Genomic DNA, 17,280 nt, shown 5'->3' on the forward strand with positions numbered 1-17,280 from the left:
CAGGTATTTTCGCAGCGTAGCATCGCCCCTTTTAGAAAGCACAATCTGTCCCTTTCGTTTCCCTGAAGTACTTTCGGCTAGGTTTAAGCCTGCCTTTCGCAATAGCTGAACAATACTTGTATATCCTTTTCAATTCTCTCTAGTATCTCTACCATCCGTTCGAACTCTTGTAATAGCCATTGTAAATCCTGTTTCGCTTCATTTAGAGCAGTCGTTTCGCCTATACTGTTCTTAGCTTGAGCGATGAGCTGCGCAGCCTTCTGCATGCCAGTCGAGCCACCAGCTCGTTTCATATGCTCTCTCCATCTCGTGATCACCTCTGATACGGAAAGAGACTCTAAATCCTGCGGAGAAGGGAATTCTTTAAGCGTAGCTATGGAACGTTTGCATGCCCAGTTTTTAAACACCGAGAAATACTCGGGGAACCGAATGTCTAACCAGCGAATGATCCGGTTCTGTAGCCGTACACTATTCGTCACCCAATATTCCCGGTCACTCATAATTGTTCGTAACTTCTGAAAGACGATAGCCTGTAGCGAGTATTCATAGTAGTAGCCTCGACTGATCACATCAGCAATGACAAGCGCATCCTTCGGATCACTTTTGGAGGGAGAATTATCGCGGTTCTCCGCTTGTGCAACATGAGTTTCCTTCGCGATATCTATACCCACAACAAGGTGAGATGTGGAAATTCGTTCAATGCGTTGATTTTAACCGTCTGATTGTTTAAACTTCATAATAAGAGCGCCTCCTTGATGGTGTTGGGTTATAAACCCGTCGACAAACCCATCATACCGAGGCGCTCCTTTTTTGACAAAGACCAAATCTTAGGCCTTACAGGAATGTTTAGTTCAATCAAAAGCAGCCTTTCCTTTTGGACTGAACTGCCGAGTTGGTTTTTTTCAACTATCGTTTCCGGTTAGTGCAAAGATTCTTAAAACACGAGCGCTCGTACAACTAAACAAGCCTTTGAAGTTTGACATTACATTCTGACGTTGTTGCAGTGACGTACTCTATATAATTCACAGAGCCATTATAGTTCAAATAAGTTTCATAACGCATACGGATGGCGGGTAAAGTAATCAAATCCAGAACATTTCCCTTTGGAACCCACCTGCACTCGCTGGTTTCATCAGAAGTAGCTAACTCTCCACCCACAGCTATGCACACAAAATCAAACATGACCTTCGTAGGAACATTAGTCACACCGTCATACCACTTATGGACCGCTGTATTCGAAACAACACTAATTAAATGGCTAACAGTGGCATCTATTCCACTTTCCTCTTTGATTTCACGAAGCACGCCATCAATCAGGTTTTCTCCAACTTCAGTTATTCCACCAGGATACACCCAACCATCGTTATGGGCTTTTACTAATAGGATATTACCATTTCCATCTTCTACAATTCCGCCTGCCGATACAATATGTGTCGGAAACGCCATTTCACGACCTCCCAATACGATAAGTTGTAGTTGTAAATTATTCCACATAGATCCTGTACTTTCCTGCTTCCGTGAATGTATATGCTTTAAGGTACTTACGAAACCGATTGAACTAAACTGCCCGCTACTACAAATAATAACGACTGCCGAAGCAACCGCTATTAAACTATAGTTTTCATTCAGTTTTGTATAAATGATCCATGAACTTATCGTGTAATTGTATTCCATCTCGTAAAGACTGCTTAGTCTCTTGATCGATCAAATCTACTTCAAAGTTCAACCCACCATAACCATCAATCATTTCCATAATGCGATAAATCACTTGCTCAACGAGCTCATTCTGAATTACAGCAAGTGCTTTTAGATCTTCTTCGGAGTTCAGCTTATTTCGAAGAAATTGATATGCCTCATCGGAATCGGTCCATCGAATGTTTGATTGAGGGTGGAAGCTTGCAACTGATAAATCAACATTAGTATCTTTAATTCCTTTTAAGTTTTCGAAAAGTAATCTCTGCTTCTCAGTCAACATATCATAGAACCCCTCCGTCAATATCTAATCTTTGTTCTATTATACACCTGTGTATTATTCAACCATCCTGCCGTTAGTTCAATCAAAGGCAGCCGTTCCTTTTGGATGGCTGCCGAGTTGGTTTGGTTGTTTTTAACTATCGTTTCCCGTTAGCCATACATGCAGCGCAAACGACGCACCACAGATGATGAAAATATATGTATCTGTTATACTGCTACTATGGCTGGGAGATGAAGGTGGATAAGCTATGGTGCCTACGACCTAATTTGAGCTTAATGAAAACAAGGGAGCAGCTCTGCCATGGCAAACTACTCCTTGTTTGATTCAACTATCCTTCATCTTTCACTCAATGATTCACTTTGTTTCTAACGAATCAGATTGTTCACTACGGAGGACTTCATTTATTTGACACCATTCAAAATTTAGGAATAGCTTCCTTTTGTGCATTTGAAATAAAAAGGGAGTATATTGTATTTTTGTCGAATTTGCAGTAATAAACATATGAGAAGTATTGAATACAAACAAGTGTTTCCTGTCACGTCAATATATATAAAGTGAGGAGCATAGACCATGATAATCAAACCAAGAACACGCGGCTTCATATGCACAACTGCACATCCAGAGGGATGCGCCAGCCAAGTTCAACAGCAAATACAAGCGATAACAAAACGGCCGAAGATCCAGGGCCCCCGTAATGTTCTGGTAATTGGAGCCTCAACCGGATATGGTCTTGCTTCCCGCATTACATCTGCTTTCGGTGCGGGCGCAAGCACAGTGGGCGTGTATCGGCAGAGCAGTCCCAACGGAAAACGGACTGCATCCGCTGGCTGGTATAATTCAGCGGCGTTTGAACGGCTTGCCGAAGAAGCTGGCCTGCAGTCATACAGTGTCGCCGGTGACGCTTTCACGCAAGAAACCAAAGAGCGAACTATTGAGCTGATCCGCCAGAAGCTGGGACAGGTCGATCTTGTGGTCTACAGTGTTTCTACTGGACGACGGAGTGATCCGCAGACCGGTGAGGTGTATCAATCTGCGCTGAAGCCCATCGGGCGCACCTACACTAATAAAACGGTAGACTTCCATACCGGTGAAGTAAGCACCATATCTATTGAGCCTGCCACAGAAGAGGAAATCCGCGGCACGGTCAAAGTGATGGGCGGTGAAGATTGGCTGCTGTGGATTAATGCTCTCCGGGAAGCGGGTGTGCTGGCAGACGATGCGACAACGATAGCCTACTCCTATATCGGGCCGGAGCTTACGGATGCAGTCTACCGCTCCGGAACCATCGGCCGGGCTAAGGATCATCTGGAAGCCACCGCCAGAGAGCTTAACGGGCAGATGAAGGTTCATGGCGGTCGCGCATTCGTCGTAGTTAGTAAAGGGCTGGTGACCCAATCGAGTTCCGCCTTGCCGGTTGTTCCTTTATACATCTCAGTCCTGTACAAAGTCATGAAGGAACTGGAGCTGTACGAAGGTTGTATTGAACAGACATACCGACTGTTTGCAGATCGTCTCTATACAGGTGGAGAAGTTCCGCTGGATGAGGAAGGACGTATTCGTATTGATGACTGGGAAATGTCGCCTGCCGTTCAAGCTGAGGTAACCCGCCTCTGGAAACTTTTGTCCACAGAGCATATGAATGAACTTACCGACCTGGAAGGCTACCGCAGAGAGTTCTTCCAGTTGTTTGGCTTTGAGAATGCAGATATCAACTATGAAGCAGACACGAACCCGGAAGTTGCTATACCAAACTTATTCCAATAAGTCTGACAAGTAAGTTAACCAAGTGTTTCCTTCCTCAGATAGCTAGATAGAAAGAAGCGCTGTTCCGGGCCAGGAGCTTTCCATAATAGGCGATAGGTCCTGCGCGAGATCCTCTTTGTACCAGTCCGACTATAGCGTAATATCAGGGTGTTCCAATGCCGTTGCCTTTATTGATTTAACTCCCATTTTTGTTTCATTTGTAGGAGGGTCGATATGCCGATCAAGAAAAAGATCACCCTTAAACAGCTTGCCGATGAGCTGGGATTAACCGTTCATACTGTTTCTAAGGCACTTCGCGGGCTGCCCGGGATGTCGGAGCATACCCGAAATGAGGTTCGTCTGCTGGCCGACAAGCTCGGCTATCATACCAAAGAACAGGAACGCAGCCAGTTGTTCGAAAATACACCACTATATGCGGGTGCGGGACGCCGCTTTATCTTCTTGATTGCAGCGGACCAGGGACTGAAGTCGGAGCTGCACCGCATTCTGCTGGAGAGTGTACAGCAGCGTCTGGCTGAAGCCGGTCATGCGGTTGAAGTTGTTTTTGTGCCAGATGATCTTTGGCAGCCGGGAAGGTTCAAATCCTGGAGAGACAGGAACAACCTGAAGTATGCAGATGGAATATTTATCAGCCCGGTTATCCCTGAAGCTGTGGAAGCCCGACTGATCGGATTGCCCATGCCGCGCATTCTGCCCCCACTGCCTTTGTGTGTGCTTCACAGGACGCTCTGACCCGTACCTATCTGGCCTGTCAAATCACAGGCCATACCATTCCAGGCGACTTCTCCCTGATTGGACTGGAGCCTGAAGCAGTATTGCCTGGCATCCTGCCCGATATCGCCCGGCCCACATTGCCTGTGACGGAAACCGGGTATCGCGCAGTGGACCGGATGTTGTGGCGGATCGCTAACCCGGCCCTCCCCTACGAGCAGATTATGCTTCAGGGCGGTCTTCATGGAGGGACCACCGTCCGCAAAGTTCTCCCTTTCACTTGACGGTAATCCTACTGCAAAAGATTACCCCCGTCCGGGAACAAGGTGCTGCCTGTTGTGAAGGGGTTCGTCATCAGGTAAAGTACTGTATGCGCAATCTCCCCATCATAGCCAACACGTCCCAGTAGCAGACAGTTTCTCGTATTCTTTAAGATGTTCTCCCCGCGCACTGCCCTCCTGTCCATCTCTCCAGATCGTGCCGGGTGAGATCATATTAACACGAGCGGGGGGCTAACTCCACTGCAAGCGCTTTGCCTAAGCTCTCGATTGCACCGTTGCACGCGGCGTAAGAAGCCCCTCCATCCAGCGGCACCCTGTCCAAACAGCTCCGCGAGCTGGAAGAGGCCATGTTAATTGAACGGAAAGTGTTCCCCAGTATCCCCGCAAAGGTTGAATACAGCCTCTCCGCTCACGGTAAAACGCTGAGTACCCTTTTGGACAGCATGTGCGGCTGGGGGCGTTCTTTTGAGGACGGCGAAGCCGTTTCCACTTGTTCAATGACAGTGTTTCATTGAAAAGAGGTCAGCCAGAATACTGGCCGACCTCTTTGTGTTGTTACAGGGAATGTGTAATTCAATAAAAGCCGTCCGCTATTATCTGCCGATGCGTGCGAATGGAGAAATCAATAAATCAATGTCGCTCCACTCTTTAGGGGAGTTGGACTCTGAAACCCCTGGCGTATCGGAAGTCGCTGGATCATTAGGAAGGGTATCCATTGGCGAGAACTCGCCTTGGTGCAGCATTACACCAATACCTGCATTCTCAATATCCGGATTTCCGAGTGCGCTAAGCGGGATTTTCGCTTCATAGAATGTGTCACGATTTGGATCGTGGCCAAGCGCCATGAAGTTTATAAGCTTGCTTGAATCATTAACATCATCAGCATCTTTCACGCCCCACAGGGATGTATAACCTTTGCCTTTAGCAAATTTAACGGTAATACCTGCTGCTGCGCCTGTCTTATAGTTCACTCCAGCATCGTCAACAGGGAACAAACCGTTTACGGCTCTGGAAATGTAACCGGAGTGGAACATATTCGAAGCGATGTTGAACTGATAATCAGGAAGATCCAGTCCGCCCCAGAGCGGCTTATTTCCATTCTTCTTCCACATATCATTTGTTGCACCAGCACCAGGAATTGTATCAATGGCAATCGTCTGCGGCATATCCATGGAGCGGATCGGTGTACCGCCTGCAGAACCAGCATTGGCAGGATCAACGATGTCTGTAACATCTACATACTGCCAAGCCAGATACACGAACTCACTATCCCATGCAGCCCACAGATGGCTAAGATCCATTGGCGTTTCATGTAGAGACCAGTTGCTGCCGAGTGTACGCGGGTCGTCACCGGCCATGTCGATGGCAATCAGCATGTCATCTGTCCATTCACCACTGTTCACTCCATCAATTGTGATCGGAGTGGATACGCGTTTACCGAATGAAGGATTAGTGGAATATGGCTTGTCACCACCAGGAATAACGATCGTTCCTTTCAATGTTACCACTGTAAGTTCAGCGCTTGCTGCTGAGAAGTTATTTGCAGCATCGAAAGCTTTTACCGTGTAGGTATACGATGTTTCTTCAGCCAAACCTGTGTCCGTGAAAGCAGGAGTTGTTGAAGTTCCTACTTTTACTGCATCACGATAGATGTCGTAACCTGCTACAGCCACATTATCTGTTGAAGCTGCCCAGGACAGGCTCACTGTTGAAGTTGTCTTACCGGTCGATATAAGACTGGCTGGGACACTTGGCGCCTCTGTATCGGTTCCGGCTGAAGTTTCAACGGTTACTTCGTTGCTGGCAGCTGAAAGGTTGCCTGCAGCGTCGAAAGCTTTAACTGTGTACTTATACGAAGTTTCTTTAGTTAATCCTGTGTCGGAATAGCTTGGAACTGTTGAAGTACCCACTTTAGCTCCATTACGATATATTTCATAACCCTCTACACCAACGTTATCCGTCGAAGCTGTCCACTGAAGGGCAACACTGGTAGTAGTTGCTGTACCTGTTACATTACTTGGCGCCGAAGGTGCGATGCTATCACCCGCACCCGATACTTGAATGGTTACTTCATTGCTGTTCGCAGAGAAATTATTTGCAGCATCACGAGCGCGGACTTGGTACTTGTAAGTTGTAACATCCGTTACCGTGCTGTCGATGAATGTTGTTGCCTTCACCGTAAATGTCTCCGTGCTTATACCAGCCTTACGGGTTATTTGGTAATCTGCTACCCCGACATTGTCAGTTGAGGCCCCCCAAGTCAAGGTGATCGTCTTAGGCGTTCCACTGCTTAGATTGCCAGCCAGGTTAGACGGGACAGAAGGGGCAATCGTATCAGCTCCCACCGGTTTTTCCCCAAGCTTCACTTGTCCTGGAGCATTGTTGTTGCCAGGAACGTAAATATTGTCGCCTGCGTTGAAGAAGTAGTTCTTCTGACCATTGCTGTCCCAAACATTGCTTCCGTTATTGAAGCAAGCTTCCAGACGACTAGCGGTTCCAATATCAACAGTTATTTTTTTGTAACCGGGATTCAACGAATCATTCTCCATCTTCACGCCAGGAGCAGACGTCCAAGTGCCACCCTCGGCGCGATAATGAATGTTTACATTCGTCCAGCCCTCTTTGTAGTACACGGTAACTTTATTGCCCGGATTTGCAGTTCCCGGTTTACCGGCAGTCACTTTACCTGCGTCATAGGTATTGTCGCCTATGTCGAAGAAATAGTTCTTCTGATTGTTGTTATCCCATTGACCGCTGCCATTGTTGAATGCTACCTCTGCGCGTGTTGCCGGTGAGGTTCCCAGGTCAATCGTGTGCACTGCATATCCCTGAATTTCAGAATCCTCCATCTTCACGCCCGGACTGGCTGTCCAGTTGCCACCTTCAGCGCGGTAGTGAATGTAAGGATTTGTGTATCCCTTTTTGTAGTAAACAGTAACGGTGTTGTCCGTACCTTGTTCAGGCGGATTGGTCTTAACGCTGAGCTCGTTACTCGGATTGGAGGTTCCGCCGGATTGGCTTCTGGCAATAACTTTAAAGGAATACGTTGTTTCTGCAGTCAAGCCTGTATCCTTATAAGTTGCAGTTGTCGACGAACCAACCTTCACATTGTTGCGGTATATGTCGTATCCGGCAATTCCGGAGCTGTCGGTAGATGCATTCCAAGTCAATGTTACTGTCTTGTCTGTCTTTACAGACACAGCCAGGTTCGATGGAGCCGTCGGTTTAGTCACGACACGCGGATCATTATCGGACCAAGCGCTTCCGTCATACCAGCCTGTTGCTGTTCTGGTGAATCCAGCTTGGTTCTGAGCTGGCACTTGTTTGCCTGTGCTGTCTTTAAAGATAATTGTAGCTTGTTCAGCCGTGTCGAAGCTGTAGACATACCAGTCTCCGCCAGCGCTTGTCATAGCTAGAGCTGTAGCCCAGGTTGGGTCATTGTCCTTAGGTGCTGTGTCGTAGTAGTAGATGGAAGGTGTTCCCCATCCAGCCGGTTTCTTGAGATAAACCTCCAGCTTGGCGTTAGGATCGCCCTTCGTAAAATCGTAAGACGCCGTACCTTCGCCATTTTCATTCGTAGCGTACATCTTCAGTGTTTTCGTGTCATTAATGGCCATGCCTGCGCCAATTGTGATTGTTGTTCCATTGGTAAATGCAGTTCCGTTAATCGGATCACTGCCATCCAGCGTGTACTTGCCGCTGTCCGTATTTTTGATCGAAAGCGTTACAGAGGTAGTTTCGGTTTTAAATTTACCGCCTGCTGGTGAAGCCGTCAGAACCGGGAACCTTTTGTTTACGCCAACATTTTCAATCAGAATAACGCCGTTGGCTCCAGCGGTAAATTTAGCCTTGCCTCCGCTTACAATCCCTTCGTTTTGCGTGTAAGTATCGCGTACAGTAGTGCCATCCGGGAAGATGCCGGATACATTCACATCCACAGTTCCGGAGACTCCTGTAGCAACTACTACTTTATCCAGGATATCATCCTTCTCATAGATGCGTGAGAATGTATACGGACTGTCCGCAATTTTCTTATGAGTTCCTGCGCCTACAGCAATGTGATTGTTTCTGAATTGTCCTATCTTCTGCCAGTGTGACAGAACACCTTGGTGAATACCGCTCCAGTTCATAGATGAACGCGCACCCTGATCCGGGTCAGAGCCGGTAGCTCCGAACGGTCTTGCCGTCTCATCTCCATAGAATGTTTGCACTCCGCCCGGAAGAAGCAGCAGCGCGGTGCCTGCTTGAATCAGGTTTCCACGGTTGTACAACCCTTTATCGTGGGAAGAAAGGTAGCTGAGCATATTGTAGTTAGGCAGATCTCCGTTTAATTCACTTGCATACCGGGAGAAGAGCCCTTCCAGGTCGCTCATATTTGCGCTTTGGAAGGAGAAGTTGATTAAGGAATCAAATCCGTTATCGAAATAAGTGCCGGTTCTTCCGAGGCCATGACCCCACACTTCCCCGGTCATCCAGAAGTTATCTGTCCAGTCTGCTCCCGGTTTCGTTGGGTTGTTCTGCCTCCATTTCGCAAGGGAACTGCTTGCGCTTGTCTTGAGCTCTTTCCATCTATCAGCTTGAACATGCTTTGCAGTATCGATACGGAAACCATCCACTCCGAATTCTTCGACCCATGAAGACAGCCATTTGATCATGTAATCCTTAGGGGCGACGTTCAGGTCTTTGCGGTATTGCTTGGCAGCCGGAACGATCCAGTTGTCGTAACCGCTTGTTTCTTTGTTGAACTTCGTCTTCAGTAGCGGCGGCAAACCGGTACCACTAGTGGATTCGGTCTTGATATCAGGCAGGAACCCTACGCACAGCGTCTGATCGTTACCGCTGCATTGATCGTATCCCGCAATAGTGTTGGCACGAATCCAGCTACTTCCCCACCAGGAAGCCCATGCACTGGAATTATTTGTGTTCATAATGTTATTGTGCGTGTGCCAGTTCTGGCCTTGGCTTTTATCCGGAATCCAGTTGCCGGCGAGTCCGCCGCGGTCACCGTATCCGTATTCCGCCATATCCACAAGTGTCGGATAAGCGACATGGTTCATCACCACGTCAAGGACAACACGAATTCCCTTGGTGTGGGCAAGGTCAACGAACTCGCGCATTTCATCAATGGTACCGAAGCTCTTGTCCATCGCAGTGAAATCAAGTCCATAGTAGCCATGGTAGCCATAGTGAGCAAAGTCACCGTCTTTACCGCCTACCCAGCCGTGCATTTGTTCCCAAGGAGCTGTAATCCAAATTGCATTTGTACCCAGATCGGTGAAGTAACCTTCTTCCAGCTTTTTGGTCAAACCTTTAATATCTCCGCCGTGGAATGTACCCACATCCGAGCCCCAGGTATCTGTCTTAGGTCTGCCATAAGCGTTGTCATTGCTGGTATTACCGTTGTTGAAACGGTCTGTCATAACGAAGTAAACGTTTGCATTATCCCAGCTGAATGGGCTTACTTCTTGCTGCTGCCCGCCGTTGCCGATTTTAACGGCAGCAGGAGCACTGAATGCTGATCTCTGTCCAATCGTATCTACAGCTCTGACTGTGTAGGAATACGTTTTGTCATTTGCTACAGTGTTGTCTGAATATGCTGTTCCCGTGGCTTCGCCTTTCAGCATACCGTCACGGAAAATTTCATATTTCACAATACCCTTGTCATCCGTAGAAGGACTCCATATCAGGTTGACTGATATTGTGCCTGATGCGGTTCCCTTCACATTCATTGGCACAGTTGGAAGCTGATCTTGCGTTCCGCCGCCAACGGTAACAGCAGCCGCAGGGCTGAATCCTGATTTCTGACCGACTGTATCTACTGCCTTGACTGTATAGGAATAGGTCTTGTTAGCTGCTACTGTTGAATCGTTGTAAGTAGTGCTGGCGGACTCACCGATGAGAGCGCTGTCACGATAAACCTCGTATTTAGCAATTCCCTTGTCGTCAGTAGAAGCTGTCCAACTCAGATTTACAGAGGTAGTGCCTACTGCTGTTCCTTGTACATTTGTTGGTACTGTAGGGGCTTGATCGGTTGGAGTTGCCACATCTGGTACCCATACCGATACAGAACCGTCTTTAACCTTGAATGTACCATTGCCGCTAGAGCCGATAGTTACTTTATCAGAGAAGTTGCCTGTGATATCTTTCCATTGTTCACCGGCGTGGCTTGTTCCCACATACATAGTTTTCGATCCGCCGGCACGGTCTGTCATGACTGTTGCCAAGCCCGAGTTTGGTTTGGAAGCCAAACCTTCACGAGTCCAGCCGATCATGTCATCACTATCAAGATAGTCGTTTTGTTTACCGTAAGCGTAATCCTTGCGTGCTTTGAGAAGCGGATCAAGCTTGCTCTTCAGCGATTTAATTTTCCCTGTTCCAGGACCAGCAGTGTTGCTGCTTCTGGTTCCATAGTAGTCACCATAGAATACTGAGGGATAACCTTCCTGTCGTGTCAGAGTGTACGCATAAGCTAGCGGTTTAAACCAATCAAGAACCTGTGCGCCATGAGAATCTGAACGGTCAGGCTGCGTATCATGATTCTCAATGAAAGTAACGGATTTACCCGAATTTGTTCCCGTCAATGTTCCGCTGGCCAGGTTGCGCATGCTATAACCTCCGTTGGAACTGGAGGCTGCCGCAAAGTTGTTGCGGAGCGGGAAATCAAATAAGGACATGTTTTGATTCACTTTACCCAGGTAGGAGTTCAATTCAGCTGTACCACCGATAAATTCACCGACAGTGAACAACTCTTTGCCTGTTTTGGTACGGGCATTTTCTACAAATTCCTTCATGAAGCCGTATTTGATATGTTTAACAGCATCTAGTCTGTAACCATCCAGACCCATTTCGTTGACATACCATACGCCCCATTTTTTTATTTCATCTGCAACTGCAGTGTTGTCATAGTCAATGTCGGTACCCATCAGGTAGTCATAGTTACCGTTCTCGGTGCTAACCTCCCAATCCCATGCTTTGCCTGGAAAGCGGTAAATTTTATCGTAGTCCCCTGAACCGTCAAAGTGCGTCCAATTCCATTTGAAATTGGAATAGGCATTGTTGCGGCCATCAAAATTGTATTTTGTCCAAACGTTTGTATTGAACTCGCCGATCGTCTGGTTGCGGTTGTTCCCATGTACTTGCGTCACTTTAATATTCTCGCTTTGATCGCCGCCCATCAAATGATTGACAACGATATCGCCGTAGACTTGAACATTGTTGTTGTGAAGCGATTCGATCGCCGATTTCAGTTCAGCTTTCGTACCATATTTGGTACGTACGGTTCCTTTCTGGTTGAATTCACCCAGATCGTAGAAATCGTAAACGCCATAACCAACATCGTCTGTTCCCACATGGCCTTTATAAGCAGGCGGTATCCAGATTGCCGTGATCCCCACATCGCTCAGATTAGCCGCTTCAGCAGCAAGATGGTTCCAATGTCCACCATCCTTAGGTGTATTCCATTCGAAAAACTGCATCATCGTGTTATTAACCGGCGCGCTGCTGGTTGTTGCAGACGCTTCTATGGACGGTGCTGTCGGGGTCAATGTGGCCGCTGTTGCTTGGCCCGCTGGCAATACTGCAACGCTCCCCAGCATTGAGCAGAGCAGCATCATGCTTAGTAAAACTTTGCAACTCTTTTTCACCATTAGTTTTTTTCTCCTCCTGTACCCTTTGATATGAAACGAGTACGTGATCCGTAAACCAGCAAGCGATCTGCTGCTAAAAATCTGGTTTTTTTCGGACTGCAATCGTTTGCATCCAAGTCCATCTTACCAACTTATGTTAAAGTCTAGTTAAAGTAATGAAATAAGTTTTTAAGCAAAGTCTTTGATTATTCGATAAGCGGTGTTTTAATACTACGCATCCATGGATTCCATCAAAAGTGAAACCGATCCGTTAAATTTATAGCCGGCACCTCTGACAGTATGAATATATAGCGGTTTACTCGGTTTTTTTTCGATTTTTTGCCGCAAGTTATAAATATGAACCATGACGGTTCGTATGTCCCCATGCTTAATGTCTTTCCAAATTAGATCATATAAGGTTTCGGTGTGAAATACGCGATTCGGGTTCTTTGCCAGAACAACAAGGAGTCGGAATTCTTTAGAAGATAAAGAGACTTCCTTGCCATAGACAATTACTGAGTGGGTAGTAGGATCGATCTGCAGGCCTGGAAAAACTATTAAATGACGTTGATTAACAGGGAAAGCCCGTTTATACCTGCGGAGGTGTGCTCTGATCCGGGCGAGCAATACTTCAAAGCTGGAGGGTTTGGCAATAAACTCATCTGCCCCCCGGTTCAAGGCTTCAATCCTAAGATAATCTTCAGTATGATGACTTGTAAAAAGTACTGGTTTATCGCTGAATTTGCGCAATTCCGTGCATAAGTTCAAGCCCCCCGCGCCTGGCATTGACAGGTCAAGAATAATTAAATCAGGATCGTGAGAATGAATGATGCTTACCAATGCTTGTCCGCCGTGAGGATATCCAACAGCATCATATCCATGCTCTAGTAAGGATTGAACCAATATTTTGCGAGGTTCAGTATCATCATCAATGATTATGATTTTTTCCCGCATTCATTTTTCTCCTTTCATAAGATGTGTAAGCGCTTTCCTGATGATGTTAAAGAGACAGCCCTACTTCATTTACAGGGTGGTCGTTTGTTGGCCTATTCCTAATTTAATCAGTAGTAAAAACAATCTCAACCTCTTGTAGATATTAACATTACAAGGTGAACTTTAGAGCGTGTACAAAATCCTGTTATTTTCATACAAAAATATCATATGCTGTGGTATATCGCAACTATATAGACCACAATCTAATCGCCAAATGGGTTACAAGAATGATCAGCAGCGCATCCAGAAAACGAGCCAGGCCATTGAGGGATTTGTGATGTGCCAGTGCATTGCAATGAGACTCTCCAACTGGTGGCCTTGCAATTCTCAGGCCGCACCTCAGGGCTGTTTTTCCGCTACCTGCGAACGCCCTCCCATGCCGTGGTCTCCGAAGCCAGCGTTGCCGCTTATTTACGCAAGTCTATTTTTCGCCTGTTTGCTCATGGTTTCTTAGCTCTGTAGAACTTTTGACTGTCCAGTAAGATTATAAGGCGTTTTTTTCATTCGAATAGGCAGAGAGAAGATCCTGGAGAAATTGTATAAAGGCTTCTGTATCGGTCTTCCTCTCTTACTGGTGATGCATCGTGGTCCATCTCAGCACAACTCATCTATTATATTTACATAATGAAAGCACCTCACAGGGTAAGCCTGATAGAGTTGTTGAACTTATGCAGGTATACCCGTGTTCAACATAAAACCTCCTTAAATTTTGATAGCTGGCAACTAAGGAAATATGTATTTCTTGACAATCGTTGTTAAATAATTCATTTTCTGAATGCTCTAATAATAATCCTCCGTAATTTTCACCTCTGTAGGATGGGAGGATAGCCAGTCTATCAACAATTCCAATCTCTCCATCCCGCCGGGTGCCTATGGTCCCTATTGGTTCATCATTCACAAATAAAATTTTAACCGTTGAATTGTTAATTCTGGTTATTGCCATCCTTTCCGTTTCGAACGCAGCATGATTGGGATATTCTGTTTCTGATACCAGAAGTAATTCGGTTCGTCTTTTAAATGATTCAGTAATAATCTTTGATACGGCTATGCCATCTTTGACGGTGGCTTTTCTTATCTCTGGTTGCTTCATGGATCTTCACCTCAATAGTGGATATTAGGAAGCTATATAGATTGAAACTTTTGCCCTTTTGTGTAGTTATTAAGTTCATTCTAATATTTACATTAGTAACTTATATTAATTAGTGATATAATTTCAGCATGAAACCTAAAAACCATCCTAATGACCTTAATGTCGCCGATTTAACCCTGGTGCTCGAAAATTTGACTAGGATCCTGATTCGGTTGCCGTCCATTGAAAAACTAAGCTTCACAACATTATCTGTCCTGCACACCTTGTCGCGCAAAAGCCCCATGCGGCTGACTGAGCTGACAGCCACTGAGCAGGTTACGCAGTCGGCAATCACACAGCTCGTAACCCGGCTTGAACGGGACGGACTCGTTGAGCGCCGCCCGGATCCGAATGATGGCCGGGTCGTTCAAGTGCACATAACCGGACTTGGCGCAAATGTGATCGATTCACGTCGCTTGGACCGCATGGCACAGCTCTCAACGTTCACCCAAGGACTCAGCCTGGAGGAACAACAGGCCATTACATCCGCAATCCCCGCATTGCAGCATCTGGCCGAACTGGGGAACGAATAGTCCCATAGAGGGATATTTCCTTTCTTCGAAATTAAAATAGTCATGCAGCAGTTAGCAAATATATTTCATACGTATAGGGAGGAACACTAATGACAAAAGCTCCATTTGCGCTTGAACCCACTCCGATCCACGTTTCGGATGAATTGCTTGCTGATCTTCAAACCCGTCTGAAGTCTACGAGATGGCCTTTAGACGCCGGTAATGATGACTGGTTTTACGGGGTAAACAGGAACTATCTTGAGGGACTCGTTGATTACTGGATTCACGAGTTTGACTGGCGCAAAGCCGAGAAAGCGATAAACCTCTATGAACATTATAAAGTAGACATTGAGGGAGTTTCTGTGCACTTTATGCGTAAACCAGGCGTAGGACCAGACCCTACACCCTTAATTTTGTCTCATGGCTGGCCCTGGACATTCTGGCACTGGTCCAAGGTCATTGATCAGCTTGCGGATCCTGGCGCCTTCGGAGGCGATCCAGCCGAAGCCTTTGACGTAATCGTCCCCTCACTTCCCGGTTTCGGATTTTCGGCGCCACTGCCGGACAACCCGGATATGAACTTTTGGAAAATTGCCGATCTCTGGCATACACTCATGACAGATATCCTCGGCTATACTAAATACGCTGCAGGAGGATGCGATGTAGGCGCTCTCGTAACAGGTCAACTGGGACATAAATATCCAGATGAGCTCTATGCGATACACATTGGGTCAGCGCTGAAACTTAACTTCTTCAACGGGGAGCGCGCTTGGGATTTCGCAGGAGGCCGACCTATACCCGGCAATATCCCTGAAGACATCCGAAAGGGGATTCTAAATCTGGATCGCCGTTTCGCCTCGCATCTCGCCGTACATGTCCTTGATCCCGCCACTCTTGCCTTTGGACTAAGCGATTCGCCCGCAGGCATGCTCGCATGGATCTTGGAACGCTGGGCAAGATGGAGTGATAATAAAGGTAACGTTGAGAATGTTTTTTCCAAGGACGACATCCTTACACACGCAACAATCTACTGGGTTAACAACGCCATCGAAACCTCAATACGCGTCTACGCCAACGCCAACCGCTATCCGTGGACGCCTGCTCATGATCGCTGGCCTGTCATTGAGGCACCAACCGGTATTAGCTTCGTGGGCTACGAAAATCCGCCAGGGATCACAACCGAAAACCGCGTACAGAACTTCCTGGACAGCGATCGCGCTCCCTGGTATAACCATGTCAATATCACAGCCCATGCAGAAGGTGGACATTTTATCCCCTGGGAAATCCCGGACAAATGGACTGAGGACTTGCGCCGGACTTTCCGTGGACGCTAGCTTCCCCATTTTCCGCGAACCTTCTCCGCCTCTTGGACCATTCTATTGATCAATTCGGCGACGGTTGGGATATCATGGATCATGCCGGTCACTTGACCTGCCCAACCAAACCCCTCTTCTTCACAATCCTCATAAATCCAGCGTTTGTTGGCTTCACCGCTAATATATTTTTTTAGTGCTTCATAGGTGGGGGTTACACGCTCGATTTCGAGAATTTTCTCCGTGTAGGCACTTCGCAATACCCTGGCCGGTGAATGGATGGAACGTTTGATCACTGTTGTATCCGCCTCGGAACTCTCAATCAAGGCTTTTTTGTAAGAGGCAGAGGCGTCCACACATTCCTGAGTGGCGATAAAGCGTGTCCCCATCTCAATACCTTCAGCACCAAGTGCATGGGCAGCCATCCAGCCCCGGCCATCCCCAATTCCGCCTGAGGCAACAACTGGAATTTGAACAGCATCGACCACTTGCGGGACAAGTACCAGCGTTCCAACATCATCACGCCCTAAGTGCCCGCCGCCTTCCTGCCCGACAACAATCACCGCCGATGCGCCCAGCTGTTCCGCTTTTTGTGCTTGTCTTCGTGAGGAAACGAGCACCAGTGTTTTAATAGCCGTGGGCTGCATCATCTCTAGTATCGGCGTAGGATCTCCACCAGTGATCGTCACAGCGTGGACCTGCTCATCAATAGCGGTCTGGACCCGATCCCTATAATTAATATTGTGGTTGCCAATAGCAAAATTGACACCAAAGGGCTGGTTCGTCAGGGTGCGCGCACGCTCAATTTCCGAGCGCAAGGCATCTGCATCCGGGAGACTCATAGCGGTAATTTGGCCTAATCCCCCTGCATTTGAAACCGCAGCCGCAAGATCTGCATAGGCAAGATAGGCAAGTCCCCCTTGAATAATAGGATACTTTATTTGTAATAATTCAGTTACCCGTGTAGCCCATTTCAT

At 47.1% G+C, this 17,280-nt stretch carries 13 protein-coding genes and 3 pseudogenes; 6 read left to right on the top strand and 10 right to left on the bottom strand.

Annotated elements, in window-relative coordinates; translation table 11 throughout:
* The 4 genes from AC3WT9_RS05800 to AC3WT9_RS05815 form a co-directional block, all read right to left on the bottom strand.
* The coding region (locus tag AC3WT9_RS05800) for a hypothetical protein (protein WP_492407576.1) at positions 1–102 on the bottom strand (102 nt) is incomplete at its 3' end.
* Complete coding sequence (locus AC3WT9_RS05805) at positions 84–671, bottom strand: IS110 family transposase (RefSeq protein WP_492407489.1); 588 nt, start codon at positions 669–671, stop codon at positions 84–86. The genes AC3WT9_RS05805 and AC3WT9_RS05800, both read right to left, overlap by 19 nt.
* Before the next feature lie 286 nt (positions 672–957).
* Complete coding sequence (locus AC3WT9_RS05810; RefSeq protein ID WP_341378590.1) at positions 958–1,446, bottom strand: NUDIX hydrolase; 489 nt, start codon at positions 1,444–1,446, stop codon at positions 958–960.
* A gap of 175 nt (positions 1,447–1,621) precedes the next feature.
* Complete coding sequence (locus AC3WT9_RS05815; protein WP_341093114.1) at positions 1,622–1,975, bottom strand: hypothetical protein; 354 nt, start codon at positions 1,973–1,975, stop codon at positions 1,622–1,624.
* Between the two features lie 570 nt (positions 1,976–2,545).
* On the opposite strand from AC3WT9_RS05815, the gene fabV reads away from it, so the two are divergent.
* From fabV to AC3WT9_RS05830, 3 genes are all read left to right on the top strand, one after another.
* Complete coding sequence (gene fabV, locus AC3WT9_RS05820) at positions 2,546–3,739, top strand: enoyl-ACP reductase FabV (protein WP_341378589.1); 1,194 nt, start codon at positions 2,546–2,548, stop codon at positions 3,737–3,739.
* Between the two features lie 213 nt (positions 3,740–3,952).
* On the top strand, positions 3,953–4,471 hold the full coding sequence (locus tag AC3WT9_RS05825; protein WP_341378588.1) for a LacI family DNA-binding transcriptional regulator: 519 nt from the start codon (positions 3,953–3,955) through the stop codon (positions 4,469–4,471).
* Positions 4,447–4,734, top strand: a complete 288-nt coding sequence (locus AC3WT9_RS05830; RefSeq protein ID WP_341378587.1) for a type 1 periplasmic-binding domain-containing protein — start codon at positions 4,447–4,449, stop codon at positions 4,732–4,734. Before AC3WT9_RS05825 ends, AC3WT9_RS05830 begins: the two co-directional genes overlap by 25 nt.
* Positions 4,735–4,742: 8 nt before the next feature.
* On the opposite strand, the pseudogene AC3WT9_RS05835 reads toward AC3WT9_RS05830, so the two are convergent.
* Positions 4,743–5,041 (bottom strand): annotated as a pseudogene (locus AC3WT9_RS05835) (SDR family oxidoreductase); the annotation flags it as partial.
* On the opposite strand from AC3WT9_RS05835, the pseudogene AC3WT9_RS05840 reads away from it, so the two are divergent.
* Positions 5,034–5,246: pseudogene (locus tag AC3WT9_RS05840) on the top strand (winged helix-turn-helix transcriptional regulator); the annotation flags it as partial. The pseudogenes AC3WT9_RS05835 and AC3WT9_RS05840 overlap by 8 nt on opposite strands.
* Positions 5,247–5,324: 78 nt before the next feature.
* Here AC3WT9_RS05840 and AC3WT9_RS05845 read toward each other — a convergent pair.
* The 4 genes and pseudogenes from AC3WT9_RS05845 to AC3WT9_RS05860 form a co-directional block, all read right to left on the bottom strand.
* Complete coding sequence (locus AC3WT9_RS05845; RefSeq protein ID WP_492407577.1) at positions 5,325–10,460, bottom strand: carbohydrate binding domain-containing protein; 5,136 nt, start codon at positions 10,458–10,460, stop codon at positions 5,325–5,327.
* 321 nt (positions 10,461–10,781) lie between these two features.
* A pseudogene (locus AC3WT9_RS05850) lies at positions 10,782–12,341 on the bottom strand (alpha-amylase); the annotation flags it as partial.
* A 246-nt stretch (positions 12,342–12,587) separates the two neighbouring features.
* Complete coding sequence (locus AC3WT9_RS05855) at positions 12,588–13,310, bottom strand: response regulator transcription factor (protein WP_341378585.1); 723 nt, start codon at positions 13,308–13,310, stop codon at positions 12,588–12,590.
* Positions 13,311–13,953: 643 nt separating this feature from the next.
* Positions 13,954–14,439 carry a GNAT family N-acetyltransferase gene (locus tag AC3WT9_RS05860; RefSeq protein WP_341093109.1) on the bottom strand — a complete coding sequence of 162 codons (486 nt, stop codon included), beginning with the start codon at positions 14,437–14,439 and terminating at the stop codon, positions 13,954–13,956.
* Between the two features lie 128 nt (positions 14,440–14,567).
* On the opposite strand from AC3WT9_RS05860, the gene AC3WT9_RS05865 reads away from it, so the two are divergent.
* Together AC3WT9_RS05865 and AC3WT9_RS05870 are read left to right on the top strand one after the other, a co-directional pair.
* Complete coding sequence (locus AC3WT9_RS05865) at positions 14,568–15,011, top strand: MarR family winged helix-turn-helix transcriptional regulator (RefSeq protein WP_341093107.1); 444 nt, start codon at positions 14,568–14,570, stop codon at positions 15,009–15,011.
* 89 nt (positions 15,012–15,100) lie between these two features.
* Positions 15,101–16,324, top strand: a complete 1,224-nt coding sequence (locus AC3WT9_RS05870; RefSeq protein WP_341378584.1) for an epoxide hydrolase family protein — start codon at positions 15,101–15,103, stop codon at positions 16,322–16,324.
* Here the strand turns inward: AC3WT9_RS05870 and AC3WT9_RS05875 are convergent.
* Entirely contained in the window at positions 16,321–17,280 is a 960-nt protein-coding gene (locus AC3WT9_RS05875) for an NAD(P)H-dependent flavin oxidoreductase (RefSeq protein WP_341093105.1), read from the bottom strand. The two genes, AC3WT9_RS05870 and AC3WT9_RS05875, sit on opposite strands and share 4 nt — an antisense overlap.

Source organism: Paenibacillus sp. EB106-06-01-XG199, from assembly GCF_058791575.1.

Coding starts and splice junctions, on each gene's coding strand:
- AC3WT9_RS05865 (WP_341093107.1), top strand. CDS start 14,568: ATGAAACCTAAAAACCATCCTAATGACCTTAATGTCGCCGATTTAACC.
- fabV (WP_341378589.1), top strand. CDS start 2,546: ATGATAATCAAACCAAGAACACGCGGCTTCATATGCACAACTGCACAT.
- AC3WT9_RS05810 (WP_341378590.1), bottom strand. CDS start 1,446: ATGGCGTTTCCGACACATATTGTATCGGCAGGCGGAATTGTAGAAGAT.
- AC3WT9_RS05825 (WP_341378588.1), top strand. CDS start 3,953: ATGCCGATCAAGAAAAAGATCACCCTTAAACAGCTTGCCGATGAGCTG.
- AC3WT9_RS05815 (WP_341093114.1), bottom strand. CDS start 1,975: ATGTTGACTGAGAAGCAGAGATTACTTTTCGAAAACTTAAAAGGAATT.
- AC3WT9_RS05860 (WP_341093109.1), bottom strand. CDS start 14,439: ATGAAGCAACCAGAGATAAGAAAAGCCACCGTCAAAGATGGCATAGCC.
- AC3WT9_RS05875 (WP_341093105.1), bottom strand. CDS start 17,280: ATGAAATGGGCTACACGGGTAACTGAATTATTACAAATAAAGTATCCT.
- AC3WT9_RS05870 (WP_341378584.1), top strand. CDS start 15,101: ATGACAAAAGCTCCATTTGCGCTTGAACCCACTCCGATCCACGTTTCG.
- AC3WT9_RS05845 (WP_492407577.1), bottom strand. CDS start 10,460: ATGAATGTGAAGGGAACCGCATCAGGCACAATATCAGTCAACCTGATA.
- AC3WT9_RS05855 (WP_341378585.1), bottom strand. CDS start 13,310: ATGCGGGAAAAAATCATAATCATTGATGATGATACTGAACCTCGCAAA.